The following is a 17,994-nucleotide window of genomic DNA, read 5'->3' as shown; positions in this document are numbered from 1 at the left end:
TCCGGCCACAGCACTAGACGGCCCGTTCCGACCGGCCGCGGCGAGTGATCCACATCACTTTTGAAAACCTAGTAGGTGCGCGGTTTTCGCGTCTACCGTGGGGCGTCCTCGCCCCGCCGCCCGCCCCGGCGCCCGCCCCCGCCCCCGCCCCTCAGGAGTCCGGCCATGAACGCCACCCCCGCCTACAAGGACGCCTCGCTCCCCGTGGACCGGCGCGTCGAGGACCTGCTCTCCCGGATGACGCTGGAGGAGAAGGCCGGCCAGCTCTTCCACTCCATGCTGATGATGAACCCGGACGGCACCCCGGTCACCGAGACCGACGGCTCGATGCTCCCCTTCACCACGCCCGAGCTGATCGAGGACCGCCTCCTCACCCACTTCAACCTCCTGGGCACCTACGGGGCCCGCGAGATGGCCCAGTGGCAGAACACCGTCCAGGAGATGGCCGCGGCCACCCGCCTCGGCATCCCGGTCACCCTCTCCACCGATCCGCGCCACGCCTTCACCGACAACGTCGGCGCCTCCTTCAACGCCGGCGCCTTCTCCGCCTGGCCCGAGGCCCTCGGCCTGGCCGCCATCGGCGACCCCGAGCTGGTCCACCGCTTCGCGGACACGGTCCGCCGCGAGTACCTGGCCGTCGGCTTCCGCGTCGCCCTGCACCCCCAGATCGACCTGGCCACCGAGCCGCGCTGGGCCCGCCAGTCCGGCACCTTCGGCTCCGACGCCCGCCTGACGGGCGAGCTCGTACGGGCCTACGTACGCGGCCTCCAGGGCCCGGAGCTCGGCCCCGCATCGGTGTCCGCCATGGTCAAGCACTTCCCGGGCGGCGGCCCCCAGAAGGACGGCGAGGACCCGCACTTCGCGCACGGCAAGGAGCAGATCTACCCGGGCGGCATGCGCGAGCACCACCTGGAGCCCTTCAAGGCGGCCATCGCCGCCGGCTGCGCGCAGATGATGCCGTACTACGGCCAGCCGGTGGGGACGGACTGGGAGGAGGTCGGCTTCGGCTTCAACAAGGGCGTGATCACCGGCCTGCTCCGCGAGGAGCTCGGCTTCGAGGGCATCGTGTGCACCGACTGGGGGCTGCTCACCGATGCGGCGATCTTCGGCCAGACGCACCCCGCCCGGGCCTGGGGCCTGGAGCACCTGGGCGTCGCCGAGCGCGCCGCCCGCGCCCTGGACGCCGGCTCCGACCAGTTCGGCGGCGAGCAGTGCCCCGAGGTCGTCGTCGAACTGGTCCGCTCGGGCCGCGTCGCGGAATCCCGGATCGACGACTCCGTACGCCGGCTGCTGCGCGAGAAGTTCCGGCTGGGCCTGTTCGAGAACCCGTACGTCGATCCGGACGCGGCCGCCGAGACGGTGGGCCGGGCCGACTTCGCGGCCATGGGCGCCGCGGCCCAGCGCCGCTCGCTCACCGTCCTCACCAACCCCGGGGGCCTGCTGCCGCTTTCTGCCGAGCAGGCACCGAAGCCGAAGCTGTACGTGCGGAACGTGGACGAGGCCGTGGCCGCAGCGTACGGCGAGGTCGTGGCCGACCCGGCCGCCGCCGACCTGGCCGTCCTGCGCCTGCGGACCCCGTACGAGCCGCGCGGGAACCTCTTCGAGTCCTTCTTCCACTCGGGTTCGCTGGCCTTCCCGGAGCCCGAACTGGCGGAGATCCTGGCCCTCTTGGACACCGTCCCGACCCTGGTCTGCATCAACCTGGAGCGGCCCGCCGTCATCCCCGAGATCGCCGAGCGCGGCGCGGCCCTGATCGCGGACTACGGCGCCTCGGACGACGCCCTGCTGGACGTGGCCTTCGGCCGCGCCGTGCCCGAGGGCCGTCTCCCCTTCGAGCTCCCGCGCTCGATGGCGGCCGTGGCCGCCTCCCGCCCGGATGTGCCGAACGACACGGAGGACCCGGTCTTCGCGCACGCCCACGGGCTGCCCTTGTAGGGGCCGCACAACGCGAGGCGCCTGACCGCCTCGCCCGCCGGGTGCCGTTCCCGTGGGGGGGGCGGCACCCGGTACATCACCCTCTCTACCAGGGCGTTCCGCACAAATGCCCTGTCCGAACCCGACATAGCCGCAGGCCGGTGCCTCCTCTACGCTGCACCCCACCACGCAGATCTTCAGGGGCGGGACCGGGACATGGAACAGACGCACACCACCCACAACAACACCTCGGCGACCCCCGGCGCCCAGCGGCGGGTACTCGTCGTCGAGGACGACCACACCATCGCGGAGGCGATCGCGGCGCGGCTGCGCGCCGAGGGCTTCCAGGTGCAGACGGCCTCGGACGGGCCTGCCGCCGTCGCCGCGGCCGAGAGCTGGCTGCCCGAGCTGCTGGTCTTGGACGTGATGCTGCCCGGCTTCGACGGCCTGGAGGTCTGCCGCCGGGTCCAGGCGCAGCGGCCGGTGCCGGTGCTGATGCTCACCGCCCGGGACGACGAGACCGACCTGCTGGTCGGCCTCGGGGTCGGCGCGGACGACTACATGACGAAGCCGTTCTCGATGCGCGAGCTGGCCGCACGGGTGCACGTGCTGCTGCGGCGCGTGGAGCGGGCCACGCTCGCCGCGACCGCCCCGCGCGGGGCCACGCTGCGGCTGGGCGATCTGGAGATCGACCACGCGCAGCGCAGGGTCCGGGTGCAGGCCGAGGACGTGCACCTGACGCCGACCGAGTTCGACCTGCTGGTGTGCCTGGCCGGGACCCCGCGGGCGGTGCTCTCGCGGGAGCAGCTGCTGGCCGAGGTGTGGGACTGGGCCGACGCGTCCGGGACCCGTACGGTCGACAGCCACATCAAGGCGTTGCGGCGCAAGATCGGCGCGGAGCGGATCCGTACGGTCCACGGCGTCGGGTACGCCCTGGAGACCCCGGCCCAGCCGTGAGCACCCCGTCGGCGAGGCAGCGGGAGCGGGACCGGCAAAGGCAGCGGCAATGGGAGCGGCAGCGGGCCGCCGGGGGCCTGCAGGCCTTCTCGCCGTTCTCGATCAAGACCAAGCTGGGCACCCTCGTGGTGGTCTCGGTCTTCATCACGACGGGCCTGCTGCTGGTGGCCCTGCGCACCGACACCGAGCTGCGGTTCATCACGGTCTTCTCGGTGATCGCCTCGATGCTGATCACCCAGTTCGTGGCGCACAGCCTGACCTCGCCGCTGGACGACATGACGCGGGTGGCCCGTGCGATATCCCACGGGGACTACACGCGCCGGGTGCGCGGGGCCGGGCGCCGCGACGAGCTGGGCGACCTGGCCGCCACGATCAACCTGATGGCGGACGACCTGGAGGCGGTGGACCGGCACCGCAAGGAGCTCGTGGCCAACGTCTCCCACGAGCTGCGCACGCCGATCGCCGCGCTGCGGGCGGTCCTGGAGAACGTGGTCGACGGGGTCTCGGCGGCCGATCCGGAGACCATGCGCACGATGCTGAAGCAGACCGAGCGCCTCGGCCGCCTGGTGGAGACCCTGCTGGACCTGTCCCGGGTGGACAACGGGGTGGTCCCGCTGAAGGCCCGCCGCTTCGAGGTGTGGCCGTACCTGTCGGGCGTGCTGAAGGAGTCGGCGCTGGCGGCCGCCGGCCGGCCGGGGCTGCTCTCCGGTTCGGGCGGGCACACCCGCAACGACGTACACCTGCACCTGGACGTCTTCCCGTCCGAGCTGACGGCGTACGCGGACGCGGAGCGCCTGCACCAGGTCGTGGCGAACCTGATCGACAACGCGGTCAAGCACAGCCCCGCGCACGGCCGGGTGACGGTCCGCGCCCGGGCCGGCGACGCGCCCGGGAGTCTGGCGCTGGAAGTGCGGGACGAAGGCCCCGGCATCCCGGAGGCGGAGCGGCACCGGGTCTTCGAGCGGTTCAACCGGGGCAGCGCGGGCGGCGGCGACGGCGGCACGGGGCTGGGCCTGGCCATCGCCCGCTGGGCCGTGGAGCTGCACGGCGGGCGGATCGGAGTGGCCGAATCGTCACGGGGCTGCCGCATCCTTGTCACGCTTCCGGGCAGCTCGCACGCACCGGGTTGACGTAGGGTTCGAGTGGGAAGGACATGATCTCGGCCACACATAGCCGGGGTCCGTCAGGGGTGCGAAGCCATGGGGGCCGCAACCACGGTGCCCCCTACCCGAACCACGCTTGTTTCCCGCCATTCCAGGCGGCGAAACCCGCCGTTCGATGTGACCTGCATGACGGATCTCCCGCCCGGTCTGCATCTCACCCCCCAGGAGGCGTAGCCTTTATTCCCGCTGTCCATACCTTGTGAAGCGGAAGAGGGCGGTTGCCGCCGTGTCGCCACAGTCCCCGAGTAACCCGAGCACCACGACCGAAGCAGCAGAGGGCGGGAAGACCCCTGCCTCAGGCTTCGGCGCCAATGAGTGGCTCGTCGACGAGATCTATCAGCAGTACCTCCAGGACCCGAACTCGGTCGACCGGGCCTGGTGGGAGTTCTTCGCCGACTACAAGCCGGGGGGCGCTGCCGCTCCCGCTCCGGTGAAGGCGGATGAGCCCGAGAAGTCCCCGACGACGACGGACGGCGCCTCCGCACAGGCCGCCGGAACCGCCGCCGCAGCACCGCAGGTCTCCGACGCCGCCGCGACGGGGGCGGCGCGCGCCGCCGCCGCGCCGCCGACCTCTCCGCCTGTGTCAGCTCCTGCCCCTGCTCCTGCCATCCCCTCTGGTGCCCCTGCTGTGACTGTCACCTCCCAGGCCCCGGCCGCCGCACCGGCCGCGCCCGCCTCCCCCTCCGTAGCCCCGCAAAAGGCCGCGCCCCCCACCGAGGCCCCCGCGGGCCCCGAGCTGGTGACGCTCCGCGGCCCGGCGGCTGCCGTCGCCAAGAACATGAACGCCTCCCTCGACGTCCCGACGGCCACGTCCGTCCGCGCCGTCCCCGTGAAGCTCCTGTTCGACAACCGGATCGTCATCAACAACCACCTCAAGCGCGCCCGGGGCGGGAAGATCTCCTTCACGCACCTGATCGGCTACGCGATGGTGCAGGCGATCAAGGCCATGCCGACCATGAACTACTCCTTCGCGGAGAAGGACGGCAAGCCGACCCTGGTCAAGCCGGAGCACGTCAACTTCGGCCTCGCGATCGACCTGGTGAAGCCCAACGGCGACCGCCAGCTCGTCGTCGCCGGCATCAAGAAGGCCGAGACCCTCAACTTCTTCGAGTTCTGGCAGGCGTACGAGGACATCGTCCGCCGCGCCCGCGTCGGCAAGCTGACGATGGACGACTTCACCGGCGTCACCGTCTCGCTGACCAACCCCGGCGGCCTGGGCACCGTGCACTCCGTGCCCCGCCTGATGCCCGGACAGTCGGTCATCATGGGCGTCGGCTCCATGGACTACCCCGCCGAGTTCCAGGGCACCTCGCAGGACACCCTGAACAAGCTGGGCATCTCCAAGGTCATGACCCTGACCTCGACCTACGACCACCGGGTCATCCAGGGCGCGGCCTCCGGCGAGTTCCTGCGCATCGTCGCGAACCTGCTGCTCGGCGAGAACGGCTTCTACGACGCCGTCTTCGAGTCGCTGCGCATCCCGTACGAGCCGGTCCGCTGGAACCGCGACATCGACGCCTCGCACGACGACGACGTCACCAAGGCCGCCCGCGTCTTCGAGCTGATCCACTCCTACCGGGTCCGCGGCCACGTCATGGCCGACACCGACCCGCTGGAGTACAAGCAGCGCAAGCACCCCGACCTCGACATCACCGAGCACGGCCTCACCCTGTGGGACCTGGAGCGCGAGTTCGCGGTCGGCGGCTTCTCCGGCAAGTCGATGATGAAGCTGCGCGACATCCTCGGCGTGCTGCGCGACTCGTACTGCCGCACCACCGGCGTCGAGTTCATGCACATCCAGGACCCGAAGCAGCGCCGCTGGATCCAGGACCGCATCGAGCGCCCGCACTCCAAGCCGGAGCGCGAGGAGCAGCTGCGCATCCTGCGCCGGCTGAACGCGGCGGAGGCCTTCGAGACCTTCCTGCAGACGAAGTACGTCGGCCAGAAGCGCTTCTCCCTGGAGGGCGGCGAGTCCGTCATCCCGCTGCTCGACGCCGTCATCGACTCGGCCGCCGAGGCCCGCCTCGAAGAGGTCGTCATCGGCATGGCCCACCGCGGCCGCCTGAACGTCCTGGCGAACATCGTCGGCAAGTCGTACGCGCAGATCTTCCGCGAGTTCGAGGGCAACCTCGACCCGAAGTCGATGCACGGCTCCGGCGACGTCAAGTACCACCTGGGCGCCGAGGGCACCTTCACCGGCCTGGACGGCGAGCAGATCAAGGTCTCGCTCGTCGCGAACCCCTCGCACCTGGAGGCGGTCGACCCGGTCCTGGAGGGTGTCGCCCGCGCCAAGCAGGACGTCATCAACAAGGGCGGCACGGACTTCACCGTCCTGCCGCTGGCCCTGCACGGCGACGCGGCCTTCGCCGGCCAGGGTGTCGTCGCCGAGACGCTGAACATGTCGCAGCTGCGCGGCTACCGCACCGGCGGCACCGTGCACGTGGTCATCAACAACCAGGTCGGCTTCACCGCCGCCCCGGAGTCCTCGCGCTCCTCGATGTACGCGACCGACGTGGCCCGCATGATCGAGGCGCCGATCTTCCACGTGAACGGCGACGACCCGGAGGCCGTGGTCCGCATCGCGCGGCTCGCCTTCGAGTTCCGCCAGGCGTTCAACAAGGACGTGGTCATCGACCTCATCTGCTACCGCCGCCGCGGACACAACGAGTCCGACAACCCGGCCTTCACGCAGCCGCTGATGTACGACCTGATCGACAAGAAGCGCTCGGTGCGCAAGCTGTACACCGAGTCCCTCATCGGTCGCGGCGACATCACGCTGGAAGAGGCCGAGCAGGCGCTCCAGGACTTCCAGGGCCAGCTGGAGAAGGTCTTCGCGGAGGTCCGCGAGGCCGCGGCGGCTCCGGCCGCCGGCGCCCCGGTGACGCCCGCGCAGACCGCGCAGGAGTTCCCGGTCGCCGTGAACACCGCCATCTCCCAGGACGTCGTCAAGCGCATCGCCGAGTCCCAGGTCAACGTCCCCGAGGGCGTCACCGTCCACCCGCGCCTGCTGCCGCAGCTGCAGCGCCGCGCGGCGATGATCGACGAGGGCACCATCGACTGGGGCATGGGCGAGACCCTGGCCTTCGGCTCGCTGCTGATGGAGGGCACCCCGGTCCGGCTGTCCGGCCAGGACTCCCGCCGCGGCACGTTCGGCCAGCGCCACGCGGTCCTCATCGACCGGGAGACGGGCGAGGACTACACCCCGCTCCTCTACCTGTCGGACGACCAGGCGCGCTACAACGTCTACGACTCGCTGCTCTCCGAGTACGCGGCCATGGGCTTCGAGTACGGCTACTCGCTGGCCCGCCCGGACGCGCTGGTCCTCTGGGAGGCCCAGTTCGGTGACTTCGTCAACGGCGCGCAGACCGTCGTCGACGAGTTCATCTCCTCGGCCGAGCAGAAGTGGGGCCAGACCTCCGGCGTCACGCTGCTCCTGCCGCACGGCTACGAGGGCCAGGGCCCGGACCACTCGTCCGCGCGTCCCGAGCGCTTCCTCCAGATGTGCGCGCAGGACAACATGACGGTGGCCATGCCGACCCTGCCGTCGAACTACTTCCACCTGCTGCGCTGGCAGGTCCACAACCCGCACCACAAGCCGCTGATCGTCTTCACCCCGAAGTCGATGCTGCGTCTGAAGGCGGCGGCGTCGAAGGCGGAGGAGTTCACGAACGGCGCGTTCCGCCCGGTCATCGGCGACACGCGCATCTCCTCCGGAGCGGGTGACCCGAACGCGGTCCGCAAGGTCGTCTTCTGCGCGGGCAAGGTCTACTACGACCTGGAGGCCGAGCGCGAGAAGCGCGGCATCACCGACACCGCCATCATCCGCATCGAGCGCCTCTACCCCCTCCCGGGTGCGGAACTCCAGGCGGAGATCGCCAAGTTCCCGAACGCGGCGAAGTACATCTGGGCCCAGGAAGAGCCGGCGAACCAGGGTGCGTGGCCGTTCATCGCGCTGAACCTGATCGACCACCTCGACCTGGCGGTCGGCGCGGACGTCCCGGCCGGCGAGCGCCTGCGCCGCATCTCCCGCCCGCACGGCTCGTCCCCGGCGGTCGGCTCGGCAAAGCGCCACCAGGCGGAGCAGCAGCTCCTGCTGAACGAGGTCTTCGAGGCGTAGTCGCTGCGCGGCTCAGCAGTACGGAAGGCCCGGCTCCCCTCTCGGAGCCGGGCCTTCCGGCATTTCAGCCTCGCCGGCGTTTGAGGCGCGGGGTCTGGGGCGGAGCCCCAGGAAACCCGGCTCCGCCGGGCACCGGGCTCTGCCCGGACCCTCCCCCGGACTTCGTCCGGGGGGACCCCCACTCAAACGCCGGCGAGGCCGACTATGGCTGGGGTTCGAAGTCCCAGTACGGGCGGGTGCGTTGTTTGGCGGAGACCGTGTGGACGTGCTGAGGGCCCAGGCTGCGGGTGAGGGCCTTGATGCCCGCGTCCTCGTGCTTCGCGGCCTCCGCGTCCTCCCGTACCGACCGGAGGTCCGCGGCCAACGCGATCTGCGCGCTCAGTGTCATCGGGTGGTCGGGGCCCAGCACTTGTTCGGCCGCGCGCAGCGTCGACCGGCTCAGGTCCAGCGCGTCCTCCAGGCGGCCGGTGATGTTGCGGTGCCCGGTGGCGTTGAGGGCGCAGCCCAGTGTCCAGGGGTGGCGGTCGCCGAGGGCGCCGCGCATGCCGACGAGCGCCTGCTCGGCCAGGTTCAGCGCCTCCACGCGCTCGCCCTGGGCGCGGAGGACCAGGCCGAGGTTGCCGACCGTGCCGATGCTGTACGGGTGGGCGAGGCCGAGCTGCGACTGGTAGCCGCGGACCACGTCCTCGGAGATCCGGCGGGCCTCGCTGAGGTCTCCGTACTCCCTGAGGTAGGTGGCGTAGTCGGAGGCCACCATCAGCGTCCACGGGTAGTCGACGCCGAAGACCCTCGTCGCGCGCTCCCAGACGGTCCGCAGCCGCAGCCCCGCGCCGGGGATGTCCCCGGAGCGGCGCAGGCACAGCCCGAGGTTGTGCTCGGCGCGCAGGGTCTGGGGGTGGCTGGGGCCGAGGACCTGGGTGTTGAGCTTGACGCCCTGCTCCTGCCGGGTCTGGGCCTCCCGGTAGCGCCCCATCAGCCGCAGGCCCATCGCGCAGGCGATGCCCGAGGACAGGGTGGAGATGTGCTGGGCGCGCAGGACCCGTTCGCGGCGGCGCAGGGTGTCCAGGTCGAGGTCGTAGGAGTCCTGGTAGCGGCCGAGGAGGCGGTAGGTGGCGGCCAGGTTGTTCTGGGCGGCGAGGGTGGTGGAGTCGTCCTCGCCGAGCAGCTCGCGGTAGGTGGCCAGGCCGTGTTCGAAGATCTCCTTCGCCTGCTCGAACCGGGCGATGCACAGCAGGACGCCGCCGTACGAGCTGGTCGCGCGCAGGGTCTCCAGGTCGCGCGCGCCCCGCTCCTGCATGAGCTGGTCGGCGCGGGCCCGGGTGAGGGTTTCGGCGCGGCGGAAGAAGCCGAGGTTGCGCAGGGCTCCGCCGTACTGGTAGCTGAGCTCGCGGACCTTGGGGTGGTCCTCGCCGAGCATGGCCCGCCAGATCTGGTCGGTCTCCTCGCTGAGGCGCAGGCAGGTGCGGTACTCCCCGGCGAGGATCAGGTAGCGCAGGCAGTGCAGCAGGAAGGTCTGGATCCGCGGGTTGCCGCTGGTCAGCACCCCGGAGGGGGTGAGGTGCGGGATGAGTTCCGCGTACCGGGGCCACAGCCGGGAGTCGGAGGGCCGGCCGGGGTCGGCGGCGGCGAGGACCTGGCGGACGGCGCGGGCGAGCGGTTCGGCCTCGTCCTCGGAGAGGTCCTCGCGGACGATGCCGTGGACCATGCGGTGCAGCTGTACGGTCTCCAGCCCGCCGCCGCCTTCCTCCACGGGCAGGTCGGAGTACTCCAGGCGGACGACGGAGAACTGGACGAGCTTGTTGAGTGCGGCGTTCCACCGGATCTGGTCGTTGATCAGTCCGGCGAGCTGTTCGGGCACGTCGTCGGCGGGGAATTCGCGCAGCAGCCGCAGCGGCACCGGGCCGGGCGCGAAGAAGACGAACAGCCGCAGCAGGGCGAGGGCGTCGGGGAAGTTCTCCCGGACGTTGTTGAGCAGTATGGCCAGGGCGGTCGGGAAGGGCAGCGGGTAGTCGTCGGAGACGGTGACGGCCTGACGGGAGTCCAGCCGGCGCTGGAGCAGCGCCAGGTAGTCGCCGACCGTCAGCGGGGAGTCGGCGAGCCACCCGGCGGTCTGGTCGAGGGCGAGCGGGTAGTCCTCCAGGGCCTCGGCGAGCTGGTCGGCCTCCTCGGCGGTGAGCCGCAGGGCCCGGCGGCGGATGAAGGTGATGGACTCGGGCCGGGCGTAGAGGGGGACTTCGACGAGGCTGGTGTGCCGGGAGGCCCATTCGCGGTTGCGGGAGGTGATGATGACGTCGCCGGCGCCGGAGGGCAGCAGGTCGGTGAGGTCGTCGGGGTTGTCGCAGCCGTCGAAGACCAGCAGCCAGCGGTTGTACGGGGATCCGCGCCGCAGCGCTTCCAGGACGGCCCGGATCTGCTCGCCGTAGCTGCCGGCGCCGAGCGGCAGCCCGAGGGCGGGGGCCAGGTCGGCGAGGCGTTCGCGCAGGGTGGGCCGGTCCTCGGCGGGGACCCACCACACGACGTCGTACTCGGAGGCGAAGCGGTAGGCGTACTCGGTGGCGACCTGGGTCTTGCCGACGCCCGAGAGCCCCAGCAGGGTGACGGTGGAGGCGCCGGGCGGGGCCTCGGCCAGTGCCGCGCGCAGGGTGCCGATGACGTCGTTGCGGCCGGTGAAGCGGGGGTTGCGGCGCGGGACCCGGCCCCAGATCTCGGGCGGGTCGTTGGGGAAGCGGGGGCCGCGGCGGCCGGAATCGGTGCCGATCCGGTCGGTGGACAGCTCCAGGCGGCGCAGCACGCGGTACTCCGCCTCGTAGGCGTCGAGGCCCCACAGGTCGGCCTTCTCCAGGACCGCGACGGCGCTGGGCAGCGGGGCGTCGGTGAGGCAGACCGCGGCGTACCGGTCGGGGTGGCGGTCGGTGACCGTGCGCAGGGCGGTGTTCCACTCCTCCTCTTGCCTGTCGCCATGGGTGCCGGCGGAGAAGTAGCGCTCGCTGAGGATGAGCAGGACCCGGCTGCCGGAACGGGCGAGGTCGTCGAGTGCCGGGGCGAGGCCGGGACTGTTCTGCGGATCCCAGCGCTGGAGTGAGACGCGGTGGCCGTGCTCCTCCAGCCGGTGGGCGATCCACACGGCCCAGGGGCGGTTGAACCCCGCGAAGCTGATGACGAAGCGCTGCGGGTGGGCGGCGCCGTCGCGGTCCTGCCGACTACCGGTGGTCATGCAGCCGTCTCCCTGTAATCCGGACGGTGGACGGGTTTGAAAGGTACCGCAGCGGACGGCCCGTCAGACCGCCGCGAACGGCGCGAGTTCGGGGTGTTCCCCGCACCAGGCGCGGCGCTCGCGGTCGACTGCCCTTCGGGCGGCGGCGTGCTGGTCGCCGGGCGGCGGCAGGTCGTCCATGGCCCGCTCGGCGGCGGCCATGGCGTCGGTGAACTCCCGTCCCGCCGGGGTCAGTCGGTCGTGCGCGCGCAGGACGGGCAGGACGGCCGCCACCTGGGCCCGGACCCGGGCGTGCTGGGCCCAGGCGCCCCGGGCCCCGTAGAGGGCGGCGCGCTGCCAGTACCCGGCCAGGGCCAGGTGGGCGTAGGCGCCGTGCAGGAGTCCCTCCAACGGGCGCGGATCGCTGCGCCAGGGGGCCCAGTGCCGGGGGGTGCGGTCGGCGGTGTGCAGGGTCAGGACGTCGGCGAGGGCGGTGAGTTTGCCGTGCTGGACCTCGTGGACGAGGGTGGCGGCGAGTGCGGGCGGGGCCTGGGCGCGGGCCAGGACGGAGCCGGGGGCCGCGGGCAGGGTGGCGCCGCTGGAGCGGGAGCCGCCGGCCAGCGGCACGATGGAGCGCAGCAGCTGGACGGTCTCCTCCGCGCGGGCGGTGTCGTACCGCTGGAGCAGGGTGAGCGCGCCGGACCACTGGGTGTCCCAGCGCTTGTGCCCCTTGGGGGTGAGCCGGCGGGCGGGGCGTACGGGTGCCGGGCGGTCGGGGCAGGGTGCCCGGTAGGGGTCGAGGTCGTCGAGGGCGGTCCCGCCGCCGGGGAGGGTGTGCAGGGGCAGGGTGGCGGGGTCCTGGGGGTCCCAGGAGCGTTCGGTGACGGCGAGCCGGCCGGGGCGCTCCGGGCGGAGCAGGCCGAGCGTGGGCAGGACGAGCCGGCCGTGCAGGGGCCGCAGGGTGTGGGTGAAGGCGATCCCGGCGCGCAGGGCGGCGGCGACGGCGAGGGCCCCGAGGTGGCCGAGGTCGGGCGGGGGGCCGTACGGGGCGTGCAGCCGGCGCAGCGTCTCCTCGGCCCACACCCCGGTCGCCGGGTAGTGCAGTACGTCGCGCACGGCGCCGGGGTCGTGCCGTTCGGCCTCCTCCAGCAGGGCCCAGTGGTCGGCGGTCTCGCCGGACCGGCCGCCGCCGGGGGCGCCGTCGAGGACCGCACGCAGCAGGACCAGGCGCTTGGAGCGGCGTACGTCGCGCACCAGTCGGGTGCCGTCGGCGGAGGGCTCGGTGGAGGCGAGGGCCCGCAGGGTGTGGGAGGGCACGGTGAAGGCGGCGAGGGCGGCGGCGGTCACGAGGCGACCGCCGGCCGGACGGGGGCGGACACGCGCGCGGGGGCGGGCACGGCGGTGGGGGCGGCCGGTCGGGCGGGCGCGGGCACACCGGTGACCGCAACCGGCCGGGCGGGCGCGGGCACACCGGTGACCGCAGCCGGTCGGGCGGGCGCGGGCACACCGGTGACCGCAGCCGGTCGGGCGGGCGCGGGCACACCGGTGACCGCAGCCGGTCGGGCGGGCGCGGGCACACCGGTGGGAACGGCGAGCCCGGTGGGGGCTGCCACGCCGGTGACCGCAGCCGGGCGGGCGGCGGGAGACCGGTGGGGCAGGGCCGCCTCGCCGGACGGGATGGACGGGACGGGCGGGGCAGGCGGGGCAGGCGGGGCAGGCAGGGCGGCCTCGCCGGGCGGGCCCGGCTGTCGGGCCGCCGTGGCGAGGGCCGCGGCGATGTGGCGGATGAGGAGCTGGAGGTCTGCGCAGTACACGGACGGCCCGTGGAAGCCCTCGCCGGCGCGGTAGCGGTGCGGATAGTGGCCGCCGCCGCACACTTCCACCAGCTCGCAGGCCCGGCATCCGGCGGCGAGCGCGTCCCGCCCGAGCTGGCGGGCGGCGAGCCCGGGGTGGCCGAGGAGCTGGTCGAAGCTGTGGGTGGCGAGGGTCATCCCGGTGGCGGCCGCGCCCTCGTAGGCGGACTTGAGCGAGTCGGCCTGTTCGATGGAGCCGTCGGTCTCGATGACGGCGGTGGCGGCGGGTGCGAGCCCGAGGGTCTCGGTGGCGGCGGGCAGGCCGAGCAGCAGGGCGATGATCTCCTCGAAGGTCCGGATCCGGGTGCGCCGCACCCCGTCGTGCCACCAGCGTTCGAAGACGGCGAGGAGCCAGTCGGCGTACGGGGTCGCACCGGGTCGGTGGCCGGGCGGCGGGGAGCTCCAGTTGGCGAGCGGCAGCAGCAGGCCGACGCTGGGCGGGGCGAAGGCGAGCAGGGACTCGTACGTCTCCACCGGGTCCTGGTCGAGGTCGATGACGCAGAGGACGCCTGCGTAGCTGTCCGGATGCCGGGCCAGGAGCCGCAGGCCGCGGGCGGCGGCGCCGAATCCGGGGCGCCCGGCGTGGTCCACGCGCCGGGAGTTGTGCGCGGGCAGTCCGCCGTCGAGGCTGACGCCGACGCGTATCCCGGCGGCGGCGAGCGCGGCGAGGCGGCCGCGGGTGAGCAGGGTGCCGTTGGTCTGGACGGTGGCGGTGACCCGGGTGCGCGGGGCCGCGACGGCCACGGCGGCCCGGACGGCGTCGACGGGTTCGGCCAGCCGGGCGGGTGCGGTGAGCAGGGGTTCGCCGCCGTGCAGGACGAGGTCGACGCGGGTCAGGGCGTGGGCGGCGGCATGTTCGGCGATCCGCTCGGCGGCGCGGGCCGCGGTGGCCGGGGCCATGACGGCGGGCTGGCCGCGCCAGCTCTGGTCCGCCATCTCGTAGACGTAGCAGTAGGTGCAGGCGAGGTTGCAGCGGCTGCGTGTCTTGAGCACGAACTGGCGTATGGGGTGGGGCCGGTGTCCGGCGGCGCGCAGTGCGGCGACGTCGAGCCGGGTGTAGGGCCAGGGGGCGTGGCGGGCGTGCCGGTCGTGGACGGACTGCGGCGGCCCCGTGCGGTGCGCGGGCAGCACGGCGTCGCTCGTGTGCGTGTGCCTCATCGCTCCCCCTCCACCCTCCCCTGCGGACGGTCCATCCCTGCCCTCCGGATGGTCCCGGCTAACGGCGGAAAGCGGTCAACTCCAGCCGCACCGGGCGGGGTCAGGCGACTCCGGAGTCGAAGGCGTTGAGGATCTCGGCGGGGTGGGTGACCCGCTCCACCATGCCTTCGATCACCTGGGCGAGCACGGGATGGTCGATCCCGCGCAGGGCGGCCAGGTCGAGCCCGGAGAGGTCCGGGAGCCGCCCGGGGCAGGCGGGGGTCTCCGCTGCCACTTCCTGATCCTTCGTCACCATGGGCCGTCCGTCCCCCTGTTGCTTGCCGTGTTCGATGGTCCACTGCCCTTTCCCTCCGGCCGGTGCGCGGAAACAAGCGCGGCGCCGCCGTCAGAGCCCTGCCTCCAGGGCCCGGACCCGTGCGCGGAGCGCTTCGGACCGTTCGCCCGCCCGTCGCTCGCCGCCCCCGCCGCCCCCGCCGCCCCCGGCACCCGCGCCGCCCGCCTCAAGCCGTGCCCACAGCTCCAGCGCCGAGCGGTACGCGTCCAGGGCCGCCCGGGGCCGGGCCAGGCGCTCCAGTACCTCCCCGCGCAATTCCTGTACACGGGCGGCCAGTTGAACGGCTGTGTCGGTGGCCCGCCGCTCCGCGCGGTCGGCCTCCAAGGCGGCCCGCCAGGCCCGCCGGTAGGAGTCCGCCGCCCGGTCGAGGCGGTCGGCCGCCCGGGTGTGGCCGTGGATCTCCTGCTGCACGTCGCCGTGGTCCCGCCAGGCGCGGGCCCGCTCCAGCGGGTCGCGGCTGTGCCGGACGGCCAGTTCCAGCAGGTACTCCGCCTCCCGCAGGTCCACCGGGTCGCCCTCATAGGCGTGCCTCAGCCTGAGCCCGGTGGCCAGCCTCAGCAGCCGGTGCGCCGATCCGGGGTCGGACTGCGGTACGGCGGCCCGGCTCTCGCGCAGGACGCGTACGGCGGCTCCGGTGAACCGCCGCCCGTCGGCGGCCCGCGCCCGGTCCAGGAGTACGTCGCCCCACTCGGGCAGCAGCTCCCCGAAGGCCTCCGCGTCCCGGGGGATCAGCCGCCGGGCCCGGCCGTAGGCCTCGGCGGCGTCCTCCAAGGCCGCCGGGCCGGCGTCCCGCTCGTACCGTGCCCGGTGCACCCGGGCCAGGCACACCAGGGCGGCCACCCGCAGCTCCTGGTCCCCGCCCGCCTCGGCGAGGGCTTCGTCCAGCTGTGCGGCGGCCTCCTCCAGGCGTCCGGGCAGGTGGCGCAGGGCGCCGGCCAGTTCCACCCGCGCCCGGGCGCGCGCCCCGCGTCCGGCGGCGGGGTCCAGGGCCAGGCGGGCCGCGGCCTGTTCGGCCAGGGCGGTGCGCTCGGCCGGGTCGGGGGTGCGGGGCAGCAGGGCCAGGAGGACCCGGCCCAGGGCCCGCCCGGGCTCCGGATGGGAGGCGGTCCCGTCGGCGGGGCCGGCCAGGGGCTCCAGGGCGGCGCGCGCCTCGCGCAGCGGGCCCGGATCGTCGCGCAGCGCGCTCAGCCGGATCAGGGTCTCGGCCCGGCGCACGGCGCACTCCCGCCGCAGCCCGGGGCCGGCGGCGGCGCCCGCCGCGGCGAACTCCCGGTCCGCCGCGGCCAGCAGCTCCGCGTCGGGCTCCGCCGCCAGGGCCCGCTCGTAGTACACCCGGCCGAGCAGGGCCCGCGCCGGAGCCCTGCCCAGGCCGGCGAGGGCGCGCTCGGCCTCGGCGAGGAGTTCGGGGTCACGCTGCGCCGCCCACAGCCGCAGCAGCGCGCCCGCCAGCTCGGTCTCGGCCTCCTCCGGCGGGTCACCGGGTCCGGCGGGGGAGGCCACGGCCCGGCGCAGTACGGCCACGGCCTCGTACAGTGCCCGGGCGTCGCCGTCCCCGTCCGCGTCCCCGTCCGCGAGCCGGTCCCGGGCGGCCTGGACCGCGCCGGCCCTGCCGGGCACCGGGGGCGCGGGCTCCCGGACGGCCGGGCCCTCGTCCGGCATCCCGGGCAGGTAGCGCCGTACGACCTTGGCCGAGACCTGTGCGAAGGCCTGCGGGAGCCGCCCGGCGGGAGCCCGTTCGGGGTCGCCGGCCGCGGTGCCGGCCTCCGCCATGGGCGCACCGGTCAGCTGCGATACGGCGAGTGCCGGGAAGTTGCGTACGCCCCGGCCGAAGTGGGCCAGTACGTACTCGGAGCAGTGTTTGAGCACCAGCGCGGCCTCGTCCCGTCCCAGCGGCCCCAGCAGTACGTCCTGCACCCCGGGTACGAACTCGTACCACTGCCCGGGCACTTCGGTGCTGCGCCGCAGCAGCCCGCCGAGCAGCACCTCCGCCAGGTCCGAGGGCTCGGAGTCCGGCAGCATCGTGCGCTGCACCAGCCGCATCACGGGCAGCGTCAGCGGGGCCGCCGACAGGTACACCGCCAGCTGTACGGCGCGGGGCGCGGCCGAGGAGCGGAACCGGGCCACCAGCTCGCGCGGCGGGCGTACGGCGCGCGGCGGGGGCAGCGGCGCGGCCGGGTGAGCGGCCAGGACCCGGCCCACCTCGGCCGGTACCGGGCCGGTGCCGAGCCCCGCGACGAGCCGGGCCCACGCCCCGAGCGCGGTGGCGCTCGGCGGCAGCACCGGTACGGTCAGCCCTCCCGTGGGCCGCCCGGGCAACGGCGGCCGGTCCGACCGGAATTTCAGCTTCACCCCGCTCCCGCCGATGCCGCCCTCGGCCCGGGAGAGCGTGCCCCGCTCGGTCGGCAGCCAGCTGCGGGCCCACAGCCGCTGGGGCAGCGGCTGGACGACCACGCACGGGGTGCACTGGGCCCAGCGGTACAGCAGCCGCTGGGCCGTGCCCTCGCGCCAGAGCGGTCCGGCGCAGTCGGAGACGACCATGGTCAGCGCGCGGCCGGTGGGGTCGCGCAGCTGGTCCCCGGAGCGCAGGCCGGGTCCGGCGACCGGGCTGCGCCCGAGCGCGGCCGTGCCGTCCGCGAGCCGGTGGAGGTAGTGCACCTGGACGTCCCGGAAGGCGCCGAGCCGCTCGCACACGGACCGCAGTTCCTCGAACATGTCCTGCCACACGGCCATCGACGGCGACGCGTCCATCACCAGCCGTACGGTCGCCTCGCGCCGGCTCTCCGGCCGGAGCACCGGGATGACCGGTCCGAGGGCCCGGGCGCTGGCCTCGACGGTGGCCTCCTCGTCGAGCACCATCCGGGTGGGCGGGCCGGGCGGCCGGTGCCGCTGCAGGGCGCGCAGGGCCCGCTGGATCTCCAGGATGCGGGGCAGCGCGGCCGCCCCGGGCACCCGTACAGGCACCGCGCGCTCCGCGGGCGCCTCCCCGGGTAGTTCGGCCTCGGCCGCCTCGCCGGCGCGGCCGGCCCCGGCCACGTAGAGCCTGACCGGATCCTCAGCCTCCGCCTCTGGCCGTACGGGCGGCTCGGGCGGGCTGACCGGATCCTCCTCCTCCGGCTCCGGGGGCGGCTCGCGCGTCCCCGGCTCGGCAGGTCCCGGGCGGCGGATGCGCCCGGCCAGCCACAGCGCGTCGGCGAGCTCCTCGGCGGACGGGTCGAGCCCGGCGGCGCGCAGCAGCGCGGCCAGTTCACGGATGCCGGGCGGGCGGGCGGACGGCCCGCCGGGCGGCGCAGCGCGTGGGGGCACGG

Annotated in this window: 8 protein-coding genes and 1 pseudogene; 4 read left to right on the top strand and 5 right to left on the bottom strand. The window is 74.1% G+C overall.

Annotated features, from left to right (window positions below):
* Positions 1 to 165 precede the first annotated feature (165 nt).
* The 4 genes from J7E94_RS13335 (at position 166) to J7E94_RS13320 (ending at position 8,151) form a co-directional block, all read left to right on the top strand.
* Positions 166 to 1,935, top strand: coding sequence for a glycoside hydrolase family 3 protein (locus J7E94_RS13335; protein WP_215015253.1), 1,770 nt, complete (start codon positions 166 to 168; stop codon positions 1,933 to 1,935).
* 195 nt (positions 1,936 to 2,130) lie between these two features.
* Positions 2,131 to 2,871: a response regulator transcription factor gene (locus tag J7E94_RS13330; RefSeq protein WP_215015251.1), complete on the top strand. Its 741-nt coding sequence runs from the start codon at positions 2,131 to 2,133 to the stop codon at positions 2,869 to 2,871.
* Between the two features lie 77 nt (positions 2,872 to 2,948).
* Complete coding sequence (locus tag J7E94_RS13325) at positions 2,949 to 4,001, top strand: HAMP domain-containing sensor histidine kinase (protein ID WP_215015268.1); 1,053 nt, start codon at positions 2,949 to 2,951, stop codon at positions 3,999 to 4,001.
* Between the two features lie 259 nt (positions 4,002 to 4,260).
* A complete protein-coding gene (locus J7E94_RS13320) occupies positions 4,261 to 8,151 on the top strand; it encodes a multifunctional oxoglutarate decarboxylase/oxoglutarate dehydrogenase thiamine pyrophosphate-binding subunit/dihydrolipoyllysine-residue succinyltransferase subunit (RefSeq protein WP_215015249.1) in 3,891 nt (1,296 codons plus the stop codon).
* 202 nt (positions 8,152 to 8,353) lie between these two features.
* Here J7E94_RS13320 and fxsT read toward each other — a convergent pair whose 3' ends face one another.
* The 5 genes and pseudogenes from fxsT to J7E94_RS13295 form a co-directional block, all read right to left on the bottom strand.
* Complete coding sequence (fxsT, locus tag J7E94_RS13315) at positions 8,354 to 11,365, bottom strand: FxSxx-COOH system tetratricopeptide repeat protein (protein WP_215015247.1); 3,012 nt, start codon at positions 11,363 to 11,365, stop codon at positions 8,354 to 8,356.
* Positions 11,366 to 11,428: 63 nt separating this feature from the next.
* A complete protein-coding gene (locus J7E94_RS13310; RefSeq protein WP_215015245.1) occupies positions 11,429 to 12,691 on the bottom strand; it encodes an HEXXH motif domain-containing protein in 1,263 nt (420 codons plus the stop codon).
* Between the two features lie 389 nt (positions 12,692 to 13,080).
* Positions 13,081 to 14,355 (bottom strand): annotated as a pseudogene (locus J7E94_RS13305) (FxsB family cyclophane-forming radical SAM/SPASM peptide maturase); the annotation flags it as partial.
* Between the two features lie 100 nt (positions 14,356 to 14,455).
* Positions 14,456 to 14,629 carry an FxSxx-COOH cyclophane-containing RiPP peptide gene (gene fxsA / locus J7E94_RS13300; RefSeq protein ID WP_308344983.1) on the bottom strand — a complete coding sequence of 58 codons (174 nt, stop codon included), beginning with the start codon at positions 14,627 to 14,629 and terminating at the stop codon, positions 14,456 to 14,458.
* 111 nt (positions 14,630 to 14,740) lie between these two features.
* On the bottom strand, positions 14,741 to 17,992 hold the full coding sequence (locus tag J7E94_RS13295; protein WP_215015241.1) for an SAV_2336 N-terminal domain-related protein: 3,252 nt from the start codon (positions 17,990 to 17,992) through the stop codon (positions 14,741 to 14,743).
* Positions 17,993 to 17,994: the final 2 nt, after the last annotated feature.

Origin of the sequence: Streptomyces sp. ISL-94 (genome assembly GCF_018614075.1) — a bacterium.
Taxonomy (GTDB): Bacteria; Actinomycetota; Actinomycetes; order Streptomycetales; family Streptomycetaceae; genus Streptomyces.
Note: the sequence above shows the minus strand (reverse complement) of the source record. Positions and strands in the feature narration are given on the sequence as shown.

What these genes read in the sequence shown, in the direction of transcription:
- J7E94_RS13335 (WP_215015253.1), top strand. Translation starts at nt 166, where the DNA reads ATGAACGCCACCCCCGCCTACAAGGACGCCTCGCTCCCCGTGGACCGG.
- J7E94_RS13330 (WP_215015251.1), top strand. Translation starts at nt 2,131, where the DNA reads ATGGAACAGACGCACACCACCCACAACAACACCTCGGCGACCCCCGGC.
- fxsT (WP_215015247.1), bottom strand. Translation starts at nt 11,365, where the DNA reads ATGACCACCGGTAGTCGGCAGGACCGCGACGGCGCCGCCCACCCGCAG.